General features: G+C 69.0%; 12 protein-coding genes. 3 read left to right on the top strand and 9 right to left on the bottom strand.

Annotated elements, in window-relative coordinates; genetic code table 11:
- Positions 1 to 7 precede the first annotated feature (7 nt).
- The 3 genes from G7043_RS09930 to G7043_RS09920 form a co-directional block, all read right to left on the bottom strand.
- Positions 8 to 1,402 (bottom strand): hypothetical protein, encoded by a 1,395-nt coding sequence (locus G7043_RS09930; RefSeq protein WP_166045279.1) that lies wholly within the window; start codon positions 1,400 to 1,402, stop codon positions 8 to 10.
- Positions 1,399 to 3,198, bottom strand: a complete 1,800-nt coding sequence (locus G7043_RS09925; protein ID WP_207311013.1) for a dynamin family protein — start codon at positions 3,196 to 3,198, stop codon at positions 1,399 to 1,401. The genes G7043_RS09930 and G7043_RS09925 overlap by 4 nt, the downstream gene beginning before the upstream one ends.
- A gap of 188 nt (positions 3,199 to 3,386) precedes the next feature.
- Positions 3,387 to 4,295, bottom strand: coding sequence for an IniB N-terminal domain-containing protein (locus tag G7043_RS09920; RefSeq protein ID WP_166045277.1), 909 nt, complete (start codon positions 4,293 to 4,295; stop codon positions 3,387 to 3,389).
- Positions 4,296 to 4,522: 227 nt separating this feature from the next.
- Between G7043_RS09920 and G7043_RS09915 the strand changes: the two genes are divergently transcribed.
- From G7043_RS09915 to G7043_RS09905, 3 genes are all read left to right on the top strand, one after another.
- Positions 4,523 to 5,731, top strand: coding sequence for an Hsp70 family protein (locus tag G7043_RS09915; RefSeq protein WP_166045276.1), 1,209 nt, complete (start codon positions 4,523 to 4,525; stop codon positions 5,729 to 5,731).
- Positions 5,732 to 5,733: 2 nt separating this feature from the next.
- Entirely contained in the window at positions 5,734 to 8,049 is a 2,316-nt protein-coding gene (locus G7043_RS09910; RefSeq protein WP_166045275.1) for a helix-turn-helix transcriptional regulator, read from the top strand.
- A 223-nt stretch (positions 8,050 to 8,272) separates the two neighbouring features.
- Positions 8,273 to 10,327, top strand: a complete 2,055-nt coding sequence (locus tag G7043_RS09905; RefSeq protein ID WP_166045274.1) for a diguanylate cyclase domain-containing protein — start codon at positions 8,273 to 8,275, stop codon at positions 10,325 to 10,327.
- Here the strand turns inward: G7043_RS09905 and G7043_RS09900 are convergent.
- The 6 genes from G7043_RS09900 to G7043_RS09875 form a co-directional block, all read right to left on the bottom strand.
- The gene (locus tag G7043_RS09900; RefSeq protein ID WP_166045273.1) at positions 10,302 to 10,799 is read right to left on the bottom strand and encodes a DUF2165 domain-containing protein; all 498 of its coding nucleotides are present in this window, start codon (positions 10,797 to 10,799) and stop codon (positions 10,302 to 10,304) included. The genes G7043_RS09905 and G7043_RS09900 overlap by 26 nt on opposite strands.
- A 69-nt stretch (positions 10,800 to 10,868) precedes the next feature.
- Positions 10,869 to 14,546, bottom strand: a complete 3,678-nt coding sequence (locus G7043_RS09895) for an nSTAND1 domain-containing NTPase (protein ID WP_313887782.1) — start codon at positions 14,544 to 14,546, stop codon at positions 10,869 to 10,871.
- Positions 14,547 to 14,928: 382 nt separating this feature from the next.
- Positions 14,929 to 15,828: an LCP family protein gene (locus G7043_RS09890; RefSeq protein ID WP_166045271.1), complete on the bottom strand. Its 900-nt coding sequence runs from the start codon at positions 15,826 to 15,828 to the stop codon at positions 14,929 to 14,931.
- A 46-nt stretch (positions 15,829 to 15,874) separates the two neighbouring features.
- Positions 15,875 to 16,816, bottom strand: a complete 942-nt coding sequence (locus tag G7043_RS09885) for a nucleoside hydrolase (RefSeq protein WP_166045270.1) — start codon at positions 16,814 to 16,816, stop codon at positions 15,875 to 15,877.
- Between the two features lie 30 nt (positions 16,817 to 16,846).
- A complete protein-coding gene (locus G7043_RS09880; protein WP_166045269.1) occupies positions 16,847 to 17,608 on the bottom strand; it encodes a hypothetical protein in 762 nt (253 codons plus the stop codon).
- Positions 17,605 to 18,135 (bottom strand): SigE family RNA polymerase sigma factor, encoded by a 531-nt coding sequence (locus tag G7043_RS09875; RefSeq protein ID WP_166045268.1) that lies wholly within the window; start codon positions 18,133 to 18,135, stop codon positions 17,605 to 17,607. The genes G7043_RS09880 and G7043_RS09875 overlap by 4 nt, the downstream gene beginning before the upstream one ends.
- Between the last annotated feature and the right edge of the window lie 26 nt (positions 18,136 to 18,161).

The following is an 18,161-nucleotide window of genomic DNA, read 5'->3' as shown; positions in this document are numbered from 1 at the left end:
TCGTGCCTCAGGGGAACTGGGGGAGGAGCCCTTCACAACTGCGGACGACGATCTGGGCGGCCTTGCGATGATCGTGCGACGCGTGCACGTCCGCGGCCTGCGCCTGCCACCGCACCAGCGCGTCGAGCAACGCCTCCCGCTGCTCGCGCGGGTCGGCCTCGTACTCGAAACCCAAGCGCGCCAACGGTGCCGTGCCCTCGGCGCCGACCAGTCGCAACGCCTCGGCCTGCAGTTCCGCCGGCAGCTTCGTGCGTCCGGACTGCAGTGCGGCCACGAGCCGCAGTTCGCGGAAGTCGTGTGCGGAGGCGACGACCCGTTCGAGGTCGGTCATGAGCTTGCGGGCGTTCTGCCGCGGCTCCATCCGGAACAGCACGTCCAGCGCCAGCAACGCCGACCGCGCCTTGAGGATCTCGCGGCGTTCGGAGAAGTGGACCGCGATCGAGTCGCGCAGCTCGCCGAGCCCGCTGCGCTGCACCAGCTGGCCGGTCAGCTTCACCTGAGAGTCGAAGCCCTGCCGGATCAACGCGGTGATCAGCCGGACGCCGAAGATCCCGAACCGTTCCAGCAACGCCTGCCGCACGGTCGGTTCCATCGCCACCGGGAACTGCTCGCCGACGAACCGGTCCGCCGACAGCAGGTGGTCCTCGAGCTCTTCGCGGCCGAGCGACGCCAGCACCCGCAAGGCTTGAAACTCGTCCTCCCGCAACGTCTTCGCGGCGACGGCCAGCAGACCGGCGACCGAAACCACGTTCTGGCACAACGGTTGCACGGCCACGTCACGGCGGTAGCGGCGGGCGATCTGCTTGGCCGACGACAGCGCGTCGATCCGGCCGGCCCCGATCTCGTCGGCCCGGGCGAGCACCGCGACGGTGTGGATCGCGGCGGTCCGGGCGATCGGGTGGTCGTTGGCGGACTGCAGGAACTTCAGGTCGTCGTCCTGCACGTGCCGCATCAGGTAGAGCAACGCGTCCGCGTCGCCGAGCACCTGTTCCGGCGTGGCCTCGGACGGGGTGTCGATCAGCACGACGTCCCGCAACGTCCGCGCGGGCCAGTCGACGACGACCCGGTCGGCGCGGTCGAACTGGCCGATCTCCACGTGGTGCCGGCTGCCCCGCCTGCCGATGGTGACCTCGTGCGGACGGCCGGGCCCGGAGAACACGTGTGCTCGCGGCTCTGCGCCGTTGCGGTACCAGACGAACGAGCTCAGCGGCGCGAACTCGTCGCCGATCAGAGCGCTGACCAGGGTGGACTTGCCGATGCGGGACCGGCCGGCCACCGCGATCCGCACGGGTTCGGTGTAGCGCTCGACGTGGGAGCGCAACCACGCCGTGGCGCGCGGGCTGTCGCGGTAGACGGCCAGTGCTTCGTGCAGCATCGACCAGACGACGCGGTCCAAGGTCACGCGGTGAGCTCCATCGTCGGACCTCCGAGTGCCTGCACCCGCTTGTAGAGCGTGATCAGCTTGTCCAGCTCCTTGCGGCCTTCGCGCATCCGGCGCTCGCGCTCGGTCTGGTCGTCCTGCACCGCGCGCTTGGCGCTGCGGGCCGACTCCAGCAACGTCTCCTGCAGCTCCTCGGCGAGCGTGCTGAAGTGGTTGCGCAGCGAGCGTTGGATGTGGCGGCCGGAGTCGCGGACGTCCTTGGAGAACTTCACGAAGAAGTCGTCCACGTGTCGTTGCGCGGCGGCCTTCGCGGCGGCCTGACGGCGCTTCAGCCGTTGGTCGCTCTCGTCCAGGATCGACTTGCCGCCGAACAGCGCACCGGCGCCGAGCGAGATCACGTTGATCAGCGGCATGCCGGCCAGCGAGGTGACCAGACCGAACATCAGCACGCCGCCGTAGGAGCCGCGCAGACCGGTGAAGAGCTTCTGCGGGATCGAGAACGGCTCGATCTTCGGCTTCTCCAGCCTGCTCGCCGGCTCCAGCAGGTCGTCCGGCAGCACCGAGCCCGGGATGAGGTCTTCCCGGTACACGGGGAAGTTCTTCGCGACCTTCGCGGCGACCCACTCCGCGCGTTCCATCAGCCAGGCGAAGTTCGTGGTGGCGGCCTCGTTGAGGTTGTCCTCCAGCCACTGCTCGAACTTGTCCCAGCCGATCGCGGGATCGGCCTCGTCGTAGGTCTTGTCGACCTCGCGCAGGATCTTGCGGGTGCGATCGCGCAGGTCGTACTCGACGTCGGAGATCAGGTCGGCCATCTCGTCGTTGAGCACGTTCTGCCAGCGCGCGGACCGGCGCCGCAACTCGTCGACGCGCCGTTGGGCTTCCTGCAGCGTCGAGATCGTGGCGACCGTGCGGGACGAGTCGTGGGCCGTCAGCTCTTCGCGCAACGGCGTGACGAGCTGGGTGAGCGCGGACGAAGCGACGACGGCGACGGCGCGGCGGGCCAGCAGATCGGCACTCGCCACGATGTCGCGTTGCACGCACGCCACCAGTTCGGGGAAGCCGGACTCGGTGTTGAGGCGCTGGTCGCCGGTCTTCGCGGCGCGCAGCCTCAGCGCTGACGAAACGGGGATGAGCTTGGCCCGGACGCCGGCGCGGGCGAGCAGCGCCCGGTTGCGCTCCACCACGGTGCGCCAGGCCGGCACCAGGTCGATCTTCGTCACGACCACGGTGACGTTCGGGCAGGCCTCCATGACCTTCTTGAGCAGCGTCATCTCGGCCGAGGTGAGCTCGCCGGTGGCGTCGGAGACCAGCAGCACGGCGTCGGCCTGCATCAGCGTCGCGAACGTGCTCGCGGTGTGCGCGGATCTGGTGTCACCGACACCGGGGGTGTCGATCAGGACCAGACCGCTGTCGAGCAACGCGCGCGGGATGCCGATCTCGGCGCGCACGACGTGCTGCGCGGTGGCCTGTTTCGTCACCTGCTCGATCGGGACCGCGATCCGCTCGGTCGGGGTGTGGAAGATCGACCCGCGGGCCGACGCGTTGCGGACCAGCGCGGCCGACGGCGTGTCGGCGTGCTGGACGAAAGTCGGCACAGTCGTCGTGATGTCGTCGCCCACCGCGCACACGGGGGCGTTGAGCAACGCGTTGACGAGCTGGCTCTTGCCTTGTTTGGACTCGCCGACGACGAGAACGCGCAACTTGGGGTCGAGTTGCTGAGCCCGCTTTTCCCGCAGCCGGGCCTCCAGATCGGGCCGCCGGTGCGTGACGCAGGCCCCGATCGTCTCGTCGAGCACGTCGAGCCAGGGCGGTGCCATCACCTGACTCATAGTGCCGTGTTCACCCCCTTGGGTGAAAGCCTCGAACGCAAGACCGGTTCCGTTCGGGCGAGACCGGGCTGTTCGGAGCAGCGGTGACGTTCCTCACCGGATCGTGGTTTTTCCTGCTGAGACACCGAACCGGCCCTGTCCTGAGGACAGGGCCGGTCCGATTTCGGTCAGAAAGCTCAGCCGCCGAGCAGGCCGCCCAGGTCGAGGTCGCCGACGACCGGAGCGTGGTCCGCGACGCCCGTGACGCTGCCCAGCACGTTGCCGACACCCGCGACGTCGCCGGTCACGCCGGTCACCGAGTGGGTGAGGCCGGTCGCGGTGTCGACCACGCCGGACGCGGTGTGCTGGACCTGGCCGAGGGTGTCGTCGGTCTTCACGCCGATGTTGCCGTCGGAGATGCTGTCCAGGCCGGTCACGTTGAGCACGTTCAACGAGGCGTCGCCGCCACCGAGCACGCCCAGCGCGTCGTGGGTCAGGCCGGTCACGCCGCCCAGGTTGCCGAGGACGCCGTCGAGACCCGGGACGGAGTGCGAAACGCCGCCCAGGGACGAGTCGACGGTCGCGGTCGCGGTGTCGGTCACGTCGAGGACGGTGCCCGTGACCGGGGACGCGGTCTGGTCGAGCACCGAGGTCACGTCGCTGACGGCGGAGAAGTCACCGTCGAGCTTGAGGGCGCCGGCGCCGTAGACGTCGGCGGTGTCCGTGCCGGCCCACACGGTCAGTGCGTTCTCGTCGACGGCGAGCAGGCCGGCGGACGAGGTGGTGAGGTTGTCGAGGGACAGACCCGACGAGGTCAGCTGAGACGCGACGGCCTGCAGCTGGCTGATGGCGCCGAGCGGTCCCTCCGCCAGCACTTCCTCCCCGACGCCCTCCAGGTAGACACCCTCGAGGCTGGGCACGCCGGCGGGGGTCTCCGGGAGCAGGTCGATGACCAGCGGAATGACTTCCTGCACGTCAACGGCAGTGATGTCGGCCAGCCCAGCCTGCTCCAGGGTGCCCTGAGCATCGGTGGCGAACGCGGCCTTGAGGGACGGGTCGCTGAGCAGGTTGAGCACGAAGTCGTGGAGCGTGCTGGGCTGGATCATCTGAAGGAACTCCTGTTGAGGCGGTGTTTGCACGTGGCATGGGGTGTGTGCACCCAGAAAGCTATGAGAGCGGGGCCACCCCAACATCGGGGATCACTCCCAGTGAATCCCCGTTCCCCGATGGGGTGACGCTCGTTGACCCCCTAGGGGCTTAGGGGCGGTGCTTGAGTGCCTCTTGTTCACCCGTGTAGGTACTGATCGCTGCTGCGAACAGGTGAGGAAGAGACTTGGCGTACGTACTCGGAGTCGATGTCGGGACCACCCGCACGACTGCTGCGGTGTGCCGCCTCGACGGCGCCAGGGACGCGGAGATCGCGCTGGTGGTTCCGTCGTTTCTGCAGCTCACCGAGGCTGGGACGTTCTCGGTCGGTGAGCACGGGGTGCCCGGCTGGACGGCCACCGGCTTCGCCCGGCGGATCGGCGACGCGGTGCCGTTCTCGCTGGGCCCGGAGACGTGCCCGGCCGAGGAACTGACCGCGTTGCTGATCATGTGGGTCATCGGTGAGGTGGTCGCCCGAGAGGGTGAACAGCCCCGTCACGTGGCGGTGAGCCACCCGGCCGGGTGGGGCCCCTATCGGCGAGGACAGCTCTACGCGGCGTTGCGGGCGGTCGGCGTGCACGACGTGACGCTCGTGCCGGAGCCGTTGGCGGCCGCCGAGAACCACGCCGTGCGCTCCCGTGTGGTGCCTGACGCGTCGTTGGCGGTGTTCTCGCTGGGCAGCCACGCGTTCTCGGCGTCGGTCGTGCGGCGATCGCAGTCGCGGACGTTCGAGCTGGTCAACCACGTCGACGGCGTCGACCACCACACCGGTGCCGACTTCGACGACCTGCTGGCCGGCCTGGTGCGCGGCCGGCTCGGCAAGGACGGACTCGTCTCCGCCGCCGAGTGCGAGGCGGCCAAGCGGGCGTTCGGCGCGTCCGTGGTGATCAGCGGGGTCGAGATCGGCCGCGACGAGTTCGTCGAGGAGATCCGCCCGTCGGTCGACCACCTGGTCAGCACGTTCGTCCGGGCGCTGGGCACGGCGCAGCCCGACGCGGTGCTGCTCGTCGGCGGCGCCTGCCGGATGCCGGTGATCGGCGACGCGCTGTCGGCCTCCGTCGACTGCCGGGTGCTGGCCGAGGTCGCGCCGGAGCACTCGGTCGCGAAGGGCCTGGCGGTCGCCGCCCGGCTGGTCGTGGTGGGCCCGGAGGCCGAGCCGGAACCGTTCGACACGTCCGTTCTGGTGCACACCCGGGAAGCGTCGTTGCGGTTCCCGGTCGGCGAGATCGCCCGCACCGACGACGAGGAGTTCACCGCTCCACCACCGCGCCCACCGGTGGACGTTTCTCCCCTGGAACTGCCGCCGACGCGGGTGAAGCGCGTGGCGACCGCGCTGAAGCCCGCCGGCCGCCGGTCCCGGAACGACTCCCGACACGACGATGAGGATGGCCGTTGAGCGTGACCACGCGAGCCAGGTTGGTGCTGGACCCCTCGGTACGAGGTGTCCTCGACCGGATCAACGACGCCGAGCCGGGCGACCGCCTGCGCGTTGTCGTTGCGGCGCCTGGTGGTTACGGCAAGTCAGCCCTGCTTTCCGAGATCACCAACTCCGCGGTGCGCGTGGTCGACGACGCGCACCTGCTGGACGACGGTGCCTTGCGCGCTCTGGCTGCTGAGCCGTTGCTCGTCCTGGCTTACCGCCCTTGGCCGCGCCGTGCGGTGCTGGCCGAGCTGACGCGCGGCGCGGTGGTTGTGCCGTTGGCGCCGTTTTCCCGGGAGCAGGTCCGCGAGTTCCTGCACGCGCCGAAGCCCGTGGTGGACTTCGTGTTCGCCCAGACCGGTGGCGTGCCAGGACTGGTGGAGCGGCTCGGCGCGGTGTCCGAGGTCTCCGCCGACGCGTTGAGCGCGTTCCGCGCCGAGCTCGACTGGATCGACCCGGACCTGCAGAAGTTCCTGCTGGCCGCCGAGGCCGGTGCCGCTCAGCGCCTGGATCTGCTCTCGACGTTGCTGGACAAGGACTTCGACGAGGTCAGCGACATCATCGAGGCCGCTCGCGCCACCGGTCTGCTGGCCGAGGACGGCACCTTGCACCCGCTCGCACTTCGCGCGGTGGGAGCGTTGACCCGCGCCGAGCGCCGGATCGCGGTGCGGCAGAAGCTGGCTCAGCTCCAGCTCGACCGCGGTGGACCCGTCCTGGATCTCGTGCGTCCGTTGCTGGACACCGGGATCGGCGGCCCGGTGTTCGCCGCGGCCGCTCGGGAGGCGCTGTCCGCCGATCCCGGGTTGGCTGCCCGGTTGTTCAAGGCCTCCACCGGTGGTGGGGCACCCTCGGCGGAGACCGCTGCGCAGTGGGCCACGGCTTCGGCGATGGCCGGTGATCTGGATTCCGCGCTGCGGCTCGCTGACCAGGTGATTTCCGCTCAGGACACGCCGCATCGCCGTACCGCTGCCGAGGTTGCCGCGGTGGCGTTGGCCCACCGCGGACAGTTGGCCCGGAGCACCGAGCTGTTCCGGTGGGCTGCCACGCCTTACGCGGCCGCGTTCGCCGGGATCGGGTTGATCGGGACCGGGCACCTCTTCGAGGAGCTTCCTCCGCAGCCGCCGACGATGCTCGGTGGTGCGGCTTCCCTGATGCTGCAGGGAGTTCGCCAGTCGGTCGCCGGCGCGGAGACCGTCGCACTGTCCACTTTGGTCCGTGCTTCGTCGATGCTGGAGCCTGCGGGCGGGGCGGTGTTGTTGCCGGACAGTCCGGCTGCGCTCGCCGCTCTGGTGGCTGTGCACTGCGGTGAGCCGAACGTGGCCGAGTCCGTGCTGGATCGGGCGGTGGAGACCGGTACCGGTGGTGTGCTGATGTCGGTGCGGCATCGGCTGTTGCAGGCCTGGTTGCAGATGTTGCGCGGGAACCTGACCGTGGCGCGCGAGACGTTGATGTCGGTTCGAGGCGCTTTCGAGCCTCGGGACTGGATCTTCGCCGTGGCGCTCGAGGTCGGGGTTGCCCGGCGGAACTCCGACCTGGCCACGTTGCGGCGTACGTGGGAACAGGCCTGCGAGGCGGTGCTGCGGCACCCCGTGGACCTGTTCAGCCTGTTGCCGCTGGGGGAGTTCGCGGCTGCTGCTGCTCGGTTGCGGGATCAGGAACGGTTGGCACCGCACCTGGCACAGGCGTCCGCTTTGTTGCGGTCGTTGGGGAATCCGCCGTTGTGGGCCACGCAGCTGCACTGGAGCTTGCTGCACGCGGCGATCATCGACGAGAACACCGCGGCGGCTGAAGAACATGCGGCCGCGTTGGCGGTGAATCGGGAGCGATCTCGGTACTGCGCGATTCTGTCTTCCGCCGCTGAATGTTGGCTGGACGTGGTGGCCGGCAAGGTGGACGCGGACCGCGTCGAGGAAGCTGCCCGGAGTCTGCACGCGGTGGGGCTGTGGTGGGACGCCTCGCGGTTGGCCGGGCAGGCGGCGATCCGGACTTCCGATCGGCAGGCGATGGTCCGGCTGCTGGACTGCGCCCGGTTGTTGCAGGGGAGGCCGGTTTCGGCCAGGAGGTCTCCGGAGAGCGATGCTCCTGTCCTGACCGAGGACGCCGGGAAGTTGAGCGATAGGGAGAGGGAGGTCGCCCAGTTGGTGCTGGAGGGGATGACCTACAAGCAGGTCGGGGACCGGTTGTTCATCTCCGCCAAGACCGTCGAGCACCACATGGCCCGGATGCGGCAGCGGCTGGGATCCACTTCCCGGTCGGATCTGCTCGCTCAGTTGCGGCACATCATGGGGTCCTGAGCGCGTTCACCGTTCACCGCAGACTGGCTGCCGGTAGGCGCCCGTGCCCCGAACGAAGGTCTCCGGGTTGCGCCGTGCCGTGACAAAATTGCTCCGATCGAGCGAGTAAAGGTTGTAACGCTACGAGATCGCTGTACCCCTGTTGGGGCGAACGCCCCTGCGCAATGGGACGGTGTGGTTTGCTGGCGGTAGGCTTCCGCACCGTTGCTGCCGAGCAGGTCAGGTGGATGATTTGCCGAGCCAGGACGACGCCGGATCGTCGCGCCCGACAGGACGTGACGAACTGGCGCGTGACTGGGCGATCAACGTCAGCCGGACCGCGTACATCCCGTTCTCGGCCGCGAAGCTGACCGAGGAGCTGCACGAGCTGCTCAACGTCGTTGCCGAAGCCATCGCCCAGGATCCTGCTCTTGCCGCTCAGGTCGGCACTCGCCTCGTCGAGATCCACTGCGTCGGCGCGGAGAGCCTGCCGAAGTCGGTCGAGGTCCTCGCGCGGTTCGTGGTGCAGCAGGGTGCGGACGCCGAGCGGGCGGCGCTCGTCATCGGCGCCGTGGCGGCCGCGTACACCGCGGCCATTCAGGCGTTCGTGCTGGAGCAGCAGGAAAGTGTCAGCCAGGCGTTGTTGAAGGCGAACCGGGCTGTGCAGCTGGACTTGCAGGCCAGCGAGGAACGGTTCGAGGACATCTTCGCGCATTCGTCCACGGGCATCGCGATGGTGAGTCTGTCCGGGGAGTTGGAACGGGCGAACGAGGCGTTGTGCACCATTCTCCGGCGCGAGGACGTTGCCGGGATGACGCTCACCGATCTCATCGCGCCCGCGGATCTGCCGTTGATCAACGATGCGTTGGCCAGCTTGAAGTACGGGCGGATGCGGCGGATCGAGGAACGGCCCCGGCTGATCGACCGGGACGGCGAGCACTTCCGGGTGTTGCTCGCGGCGACCGTGCAGAAGGACGCCGAGGACAACCCGAAGCACTTCGTCGTGATGATCGACGACGACAGCCAGCTCACGTTGCTCGGTGGGCGGCTGCAGTACCAGTCGTTGCACGACGCGTTGACCGGGTTGCCGAACCGGCAGTACCTCACGACTCGGCTGGAGTCGTTGCTGCACAGCGATGTCGAGCACGGCGTGACGCTGTACCACCTCGACCTGGACGCCTTCGCGGTGATCACCGACGGGCTGGGACGCGAGATCGGCGACCGGGTGTTGAAGCTCGTGGCCGAGCGGTTGAGCGCCGTGTTCGCGAGCGAGAAGGCCATGGTCGCCCGGCTCGAAGGTGACGAGTTCGCCGTGCTGGTCGAGAACGGGCCGGACACGCCGGACGTGGACACGACGATCCGGACGATCGAGCACGAGCTGGCCGAGCCGGTCTACTTCGACGGGCACGGGGTCGCGGTGTCCGCGTCGATCGGTGTGTTGCCGCGGCTGCATCCCGGTGGCAATCCGGCCGACGTGCTGCGGGCGTCGGACATGACGTTGCGACGGGCCAAGCGCAGTGGGCCGCGGCAGTGGGGATTGCACGACGCCACACTGGACAAGCGGGAGCAGGAGGAGTTCGCGCTCGCCGCCGTGATGCCGGGGGCGTGGGAGAGCGGCGAGATCGAGGTCGTGTTCAACCCCGTGATGCGGCTGGACGGGGCGGCGCGGGTGTGCGTCGAGGCCGAGCTGAACTGGCGGCACCGGGACGCAGGGCTGATCGCGCACGAGAAGTGCGTGTCGATGGCCGAGCACACCGGGTTGATGTTGCCGCTGGGCGAGTGGATGTTGCGCACGGCCGCGGAGACGGCGCGCGGGCACGACGAGATCCTCGCCGTCTGCCTGACCGAGAGCATGGCGAACAGTCCGGACCTGGTGCGCGACGTGCGGCGGGTGCTGGCGGACACCGGGTTGCAGGCGGGCAGGTTGTTGCTCGGCTTTCCGGTGCACGTGCTCGCGTCCGAGGACAGCGAGGCCGCCGACAACCTCGACCTGCTGTCCGACATGGGCATCCACATCGGAGCCCGCGACTTCAAGGGTTCCACGGCGGAGATCGAACTGGTCCGCTCGCTCGGCGTGAAGGCCGTGCGGGTGAAGGGGCGGGCACAGAAGCCGGACGACCTGGTGTCGCACGTGCTCAGCGACCTCGTCGGGTTCGTGCACGAGGCCGGTGGTCTCGTGGTGATCGACGCGATCGAGGACGCTGAGCAGCGCGACTGGTGGAGTGAGCTGGGTGCCGACGCGGGCGTCGGGCCGGTGTTCTGCGTGGAGCCGACTACTGAGTGGCCCGCCGCGGACTGAGGTGCACGAGGATCAGCGCGAAGCCCGCGATGGTCACCATCCGCAGGGCCGCGGGGATGCCGTTCCAGTCCTTCGACTGCCACATGGCGAACCACTCACCACCGATCGTCATGAACCCGCCGAGGAACAGCGCCATGATCATCAGCAGACCGGCGGACGCGAACTTGCGCGCGCTGTCCTCCCGGTCGCGGACGTAGGCGACGGTGCCGGCGATCAGCAGGACCGCGGAGATCGCCTCCCACAGGATGATCAGGACGTAGACGATCGTGACGATCGCGGGACTGGTGATGGCACGCCATTTCAGACCCTGTCCGAACGTGGTGTCCATGGCGAGGACGTGCTGCACGAACGCTTCGTTGGTGCCGTAGTCCGTGACGTTGCCGAACACCACGAGAAGCATGTTGAGAGCGATGAACCCGACGGTCACCGCGACGATCGCGCGCAAGCTGCCGACCCGAGCAAGAAGACGCATGGAGCGGACAGTAATCGATGCGGTGCTGCAGGTGAGGCAGTTGCGCGGACTCTCGTCGACCAGGCCGGCTCAGCAGGGATTTTGGAACTCCACCTGGGGCAGTCTCGCCTCCCACAGGTCCTTTGTGAGCGCTCCTCGGCTGCTCGTGCAGATGCGCTCGGCCTCGTGCGCGACGTCGAGGTCCCACAGGCGCAGCACGCCGTCGCCCGAACTGATCATCAGCACCCGGCTGTCCGGTCTGAAGTGGACGAACGGCTCGGCTCCCGAGGCCAGCGCCATCGGCTGGCCCAGCGCGACCACCTCGGCGGGATTGCTGATGTCCCACAACCGGAACGTCTTGTCCGAGCTGCCGCTCGCGAGCGTCTTCCCGTCCTGCGTCACCGCGAGCGAGCTGACCTGCTGGGTCCCTCCGGTGAGCACGCTGAGCGCCACCGGCTTCTCCCGGTCGCGCACGTCGAAGAGCCGGATCGCCTTGTCGGTTCCCCCGGTGATCAGCGTGTGGCCGTCCGGGGTGTAGACGGCGCGCTGCACGGGTTCGTGGTGGTCGTCCACCGGCTTGCCCAGCAGCCGCGGTTTCGCGGGGTCGGTCATGTCCCACAGCCGGAACGTGCGGTCGCTGCTCGCGGTCACCATGGTCTTGCCGTCCGGGCTGAACGTCACGTCGTTGACGTACCCGTCGTGTCCGGTCAGCGGATCGCCCAGCTGGACGGGGTGCGCGGGATCGCTGATGTTCCACACCCGCACCGACTTGTCGTCGTTGCCGGTCACCATGGTCCTGCCGTCGGGTGAGAACGCGAGCGGGTTCGTGAACCGGGTGGTGAGCGTGATCGGCGGTCCGAACGGCACGACGTGGGCGGGATCGCTGGTGTTCCACAACCGCACCACTCCGTCGCCGGTGGCGGTGCCGAGCACCTTGTCGTCCTGCGTGAGCTTCACCCTGATGCCGATCCGCTCCGGGCCGACCTGCGCCGATCCGACGGGCTTGAGCGCGAACGGGTCCGTGTTGTCCCACAGTTGCACCGTCTTGCTGCCGTTACCGCCCACGAGCAGCTTGCCGTCCGGGCTGAACGTGGGCGGCCCCACGTTCGAGACGGCGATCGGCACCGAGTTCCGCGGCAACGACCACAGGCGGACGGAGTTCTCGCCCGCCCCCGTCGCGAGGGTCCGGCCGTCCGGGGTGAAGCCGACCGCGAACACGCCGCCGCTGGGTGCCGCGAGCGGTTTGCCGAACTGGATCACGTTGGCCGGGTCGGTGACGTTCCACAACCGGGCGGTGGCGTCCGACGCGCCACTCGCCAGGAGACGCCCGTCGGGGCTGAACTTCACCGACCACACAGCCGCGGTGTGGCCCACGAGCGCATCGCCGATCGGTGCCTGCGTCGCGGGGTCCCACAGCCGCACGGTGTTGTCGTCGCTGCCGGACGCGAGGAGCTTGCCGTCGGGGCTGAAGGTCACCGAATGCACGCCGTTGGTGTGCCCGGTCAGCGGCTTGCCGATCATGGTCCTGGTCGCGACGTCCCAGAGCCGGATGTTCTGGTCGTCGCCGGACGTGGCGAGCGTCCTGCCGTCGGGGGAGAAGGCGAGCGTCCTGACCGCCGCGGTGGCGCCGCGCAGTGGTTCGCCGAGCGGCGTGGGGTGCGCGGGATCGCTGACGTTCCACAGCCGCGCGGTCTTGTCCTCGTTCGCCGCGGCGAGGATCTTGCCGTCGGGGCTGAACTCCAGCAGGTAGCTCGTGCCGTTGCCGGTCTCGATGGTGTGCAGGAGCTTCGGATCGGTTCTGTCGGCGATGTCCCAGAGCTTGATCGTCTTGTCGTTGCCGGTGGTGGCGAGGACCTTGTCGTCGGGGGAGAAGACCGCGGAGGTGAGCCAGTCCTTGTGGCCGGTGATCACCGCGAGCGGTTTCGGGTTCGAGCGGTCGCGCACGTCCCACAGGCGTGCGGTGCGGTCGTAGCTCGCGGTCGCGAGGACCGAGCCGTCCTTGGTGAACGACGTCAGGTACACCGCACCGGTGTGCCCCTTCAACGGCACGCCCAGCGGAGTCTGCTGGTCCGCGATCAGCTTGGACGCCACGTCCTGGTCGTCGGGCCGCATCCGGTGCGCGGCGAGCAGCATCTGGGCGGCCAGCGACGGATCGGTGTCGGTGATTCGGTCCGCCTCGGCCACGACCTGGCGGAACACCGCGTCGTTGCGCTGCCGCACGGCGATCACCGCGGCGCTGGCCGCGATCAGCGCGAACACCACCACGAGGGACACGGCGCTGCGGCGCAACCAGACGCTCTTGCGGTGCTGGCGTTCGGAGGCCTGCACGAACTCCTTCGCGAGCGTGGTGACCTGCTGCTGCCGCGCGCCCTCCAGCCGTGCGCCGCGGTAGAGCAACGACGAGTCGCGGTCGCTGGAGGCCCACGTCGCCGCGTCCTCCTCCAGCCGCTGCCGGGAAAGGTTGCCGGCGCGGTCCTCGTCGATCCAGCTGCGCAGCCGCGGCCAGGCGTGCAGCAACGCCTCGTGCGTGATCTCCACGCTGCCGGCGTCGACCGTGATCAGGCGGGCGCGGGTGAGGACCTCGAGCGCGCGTTCCGTGGCGGCGAGGTTCGCGGAGGCCTCGAGCAGGTTGTGGCGGCTCGACCGGCGACGGGTGTCCTGAGTGTCGTCGCCGACCCGGACCAGGCGCAGGAGCAGCTGTTTCGCGGCGGCGCGGGCCGGTTCGTCGAGGTCGGACCAGGCGCGTTCGGCGGTGGTGGCCACCGCGCCCTGGATGCCGCCGGCCGCCCGGTAACCGGCGATCGTGAGCCGGCCCGCCTGCCTGCGTTGCCACGTGACCAGCAGGGCGTGGCTGAGCAACGGGAGCGCGCCCGCGTCGTAGACGTCCTTGCCGCGGCGGTTGTGCGCGCCGAGGTCGCGCAGCATGAGGTCGACGAGACCCGGTTCGAGCTGCAGGCCGGCGGCCTTGGCCGGGTTCGTCACGGCGTCGCGCACCTCGGCCGCCGACATCGCGCCGAGCACCATCTGCCTGCTCTGCAACGCCTCGGCGAGCTCGGGGAAGTCGAGGCAGCGCGCGTAGAAGTCGGCCCGCACACCGAGCACGACCGCGGTCTTCTCCGCCGCCGCGTGCAGCGCCTGCACGAAGATCCGCAGCCGGTTCTCGTCGCCGCCGAGCGTGAACGCCTCCTCGAACTGGTCGACGATCACCACCCGGCTGCCGACCGCGATCTGCACTTTGTCCGCGAACTCGGTCAGCACGTCGGAGTCGGCCGCCGCCTCCAGCGTGACGATCAGTTCCGGCACCTGGAGCGCCAATTCCTTCAGCGGATCGGTGCCGGGTGAGATGATGATCGTGTCTTTGTCGAGGCGCGGCAGCACACCGGCCTTCATCAAACTCGACTTTCCGGCGCCGGACGCGCCGACGAGCATTGTGATGCCGTTTTCGTTCAGCCGGTCGAGAAGAGCTTTCGTCGCCCTTTCCCGGCCGAAGAACCAATTCGCGTCCTGTGGTCCGAACGCGCTCAGGCCCATGTACGGACAGACGGCACTGTCTTCCGGAGGGGGTGTGTCCGTGTCGGTGACGGGACTCGCGAGCGCTTCCTCCCAGAGAGTGCGCCACGCGTCCATGTCGTACAGTCCGTCGATCGCCGGCTGGGGCTTGCGCTTGCGGGCCTCGCCGACGAGCACCTCGAGGACCGCGCTCAGCCCGCTGAACCTGGCGGGCACATTTCGCCCGCGTCGCCAGTCGCTGACGCGCTGAGCGGGCACGCGAACTGGTCTGCCCTGTTCGTCCGTTCGGCGGGCACGGGCGACCGACTCCGTGACTCGCTTGAGGGGAGGGTCACCTGCCTCCGCGTAGAGCAGCGCAAAGCGCTCCGCGAAGACGCCACGGGGTCCCAATCGGCCTCCACCTCGTCCGGACCGGAAAACGTGGACCACCCGCCTGAGCTGCGGCGCACGCACCGGACAGGAGGTCAGAAGCCCACCCTAACGAGGTGGTCTGACAACCTCGACCCCACGTCCATCACGAGACCGGGAGACCGTCACGGTGGTAGTGGCTAACTGGGGCAAATCCTCCACGGCTGAGGAGCGCTGGGGGTCTCCTCAGCCGTGGCCTTGGCCAAGCGAATGGCAGGGTGCTGCCTGCTAGTCAGGCGGCCGTCCAGAGCGCATCCGCTTCCGGTTGCTTGGGCTGGACCCGGTTCGGGTCGGGCAGGTAGGACTCGGTCGGCAGCGTCACGTAGGTGATGCTCTCCGGTTTCAACGCGGTGAGTTTGCCCGCGAGGTCCGCCAATTTCGCGATCGAGCCGATTTCGGTGTCCGTCACGATCGACTTCGTCAGGATGTCGGCGAGTTCGAGCGTTTTCTGCGGACTGGCCAGCCAGTTCTCGTTCGCGAGTTTCTCGCTCAACGCTTTCATGAACAGCTGCTGGTTCTTGATCCGGTTCAGGTCGCTGCCGTCACCGATGCTGTAGCGCGTCCGCACGAATGCGAGCGCCTGCGTTCCGTTGAGCTTCGTAGGCCCGGCCGGCACGTGCAGCCCGCTCTTCTCGTCGTCGATCGCCTCGGGCATCGTGACGTCGATTCCGCCGAGCCGGTCGACGACGTCGCGGAAACCGTTGAAGTCGATCTGCACGAAGTGGTCGATCCGGATGCCGCTCAGCTGCTCGACCGTCGCCACCGTGCACGCCGCGCCACCCGTGGAGAAGGCGCTGTTGAACATGGCGATGGCGGCCGGCGGGTTGGTTCCGCACTGCGGCCTCGGCACCATCGTGTCGCGCGGGATGCTGACCACGCGGGCCTGGTCGCCCTTCGCGTTGAGCTGCACGACCATCGCGGTGTCGGAGCGGCCGTCGTCCTTGCCGATCAGCAGGATGTTGAGCGGACGGCCGGGCGTCGCCGGAGGCCTGGCGTGGGTGATCTCCTTCGCGAGATCCACGGTCTTGAGATTGCTCTCCAGCCGCCAGTAGGAGCCCCCGACCACGACGCCCGCCGTGATGACCACGGCGGCCCCCGAGACCGCGAGCCATCGTTTCAAGTGGACGTTCATACCTCTGACGGTCCCGGCTGTTTGTCCGGATCCCGTCGGAGGATTGTCATGGTTGTGTCACAGCGTGCCTCAGCTGGTCGAGGAACCGGTCCTTGTCGGCCGTGACGGCGTACCTGGCCTTCGTGCGTTCGGTCGCGATGTCCCGGCCGAACGGGCTGCCCTCGGCCAGGAACCGTTGGTCGGCCACCAGTGCGCCGCGCGTGTACCGGCCGGTGAGCTCGATCGCGAACCGGTCTTCTTCGTAGGTGGCCAGTTCGGGGTGGAGCATGATCGCGGCTGCGAGCGGGTCGTGCGGCACGAACCCGGTCCGTCCCAGAAAACTCTCGTAGAAGTCCGCGTAGAACTTGAGGAACTGCCGCGCGTAGTTGTCCTGCGGGAGCGCTTCCAGCCACTCGCCGGGCGCGTGGCTCGCCATCGTGACGTCGAGGCCGACGATCGTGAGGTTCTCGAAGCCGGCCCCGAGGACGAGGTCCGCGGCCTCCGGGTCGTGCCAGAAGTTGGCCTCGGCGTAGGAGGTGATGTTGCCCGGGACGTTGAGCGCGCCGCCCATGACCACGACCTGGTCGAGCAACTGCGGGAGGCGCGGCTCGATCTGCAGCGCCAGCGCGACGTTGGTGAGCGGCCCGATCGCGAGCAGGCTCAGTTCGCCGGGCGCTTGCCTGGCCAGGTCCGCGAGCTGCTCGGCCGCGCTCTGCTCGACGTGGGTCGAGGTGGGCGTGTCTCCCGCGCAACCGCCGAGCCCGTCCGGGCCGTGCACGTCCTCCGCTGTCATGAGCGGCTGCGCGAGCGGTTTCGCGGCGCCCATGGCAACAGGTGCGTCGATGTTCAGCCGCTCGGTGAGCCTGAGCGCGTTGGCCGTCGCCACGTCGACCGGCACGTTCCCGTGCACCGTGCCGATGGCGACCACTTCGGTGTCCGGTTGTGCGCGCAGGTAGTACAGAGCAAGGGCGTCATCGATGCCGGGGTCCGCGTCCACGATGATCCGCATGCGCCCGATCATTCCATCGGGAGATGATCGTCAAGGCGTGAAACCGCCCCACACCGCGTAGTCGCGACCCGCTGCCGTGGCCATCACGCCGTAGCGGTCAGCCTTCCCGTCCCGAGCGCCGCGGGTGTGGCCGTACTGCACGGCGAAGACCTGCTGTGCGGCAGGCACGGTGCGACCGGGCTTGAGATCCCAGCGGTAGACCACCTCACCGTTGATTTCCTGCACGGTGACGGTGAAGTCGTCACCGGGCGCGGTCTGCCACTGGCCGGAGCTCTGCACGCCGCCGGTCTGGGCGATGTGCACCTGCACGGTGAGCTTGGTCAGCGGCTGGGTCAGGTCGAGGACGAGTGTGTCCTGTGTCCAGAAGGTGTGGCTGTTCGGATCGACGGATCCCGTCGACGACAACGGCCCGTCCGACAGCCGGTGCTCCGTCTTCGGGTTCGTGGTGCCCGGCGGGTCCTGCCGGGTGATGACCGGGGGCGTGGAGCTGCCGGTGGGGCTGGGTGGCGTTGGACTGGGCCTGCTCACCGAGTTCGGGACGGCGGGCATGGTCGTCTCGGCGGGCGGTCCGGTCCGGACGATGCCCGCGAAGGCGATTCCCGCGGTGACCAGGACACCGGCCGCGGCCACGCCGGCGAGCGCCACCCTGGACCAGGACCTGCCGATGCCCGGCGCGGGACGAGTCACCGTGGTGTCGGCCATGCCGCGGTTGACGCGGGCGAGCATCCGGACGCGGTCGGGCTGATGCGCCTCGGCCGCCTCCCGCAGTCGCCTGCTGATCCGCTCGTTCACCGGTTCCCCCTTCCCACGACCACGTTCGCGGCCGCTCGCGCACCGAGCGCGCGTTCCAACTCGGCCATTCCCTTGGAGGTCTGGCTCTTCACCGCACCGACCGAGATGCCCAGCGCGAGCGCGGTGTCCTTCTCCGACAGGTCGAAGGCGTGCCGCAGGACGACACAGGCCCGCTTGCGGAACGGCAACCGGTCGAGTGCCGCTCGCACGTCCACCACGGCGGCGATGTCCGGGCCCTGCACCGGCTGTGGACCACGGGACCAGAACAGAGCGATCCGACGTCGTTCGCGCGTCGCGGCACGGATGCGTTCCCGCGCCATGTTCGCGACCACGCCACGGGCGTACGCGAGCGGATGTTCGGCCTCGCGCAGCCGGTCCCAGCGTTGCCACAGCGCGACCAGGGCGTCCGCGGCCAGATCATCGGCTGCGTCCGCCTCGCCGGTCAGCAACCAGGCGAAGCGGGCCAGTTCGGCGTGGTGGCGTTCGAAGAAGTCGTGGAACTCCGCCGATCTGTGGTCGACGAGCATGTTTCTCGGTTGCCCTCTCCCTGCCA

The sequence above is a fragment of the Lentzea alba genome, from assembly GCF_011067745.1.
GTDB classification, from domain to species: Bacteria; Actinomycetota; Actinomycetes; order Mycobacteriales; family Pseudonocardiaceae; genus Lentzea; species Lentzea alba.
The sequence above is the reverse complement of the archived record's forward strand: the minus strand, read 5'-3'. Positions and strand labels throughout refer to the sequence as shown.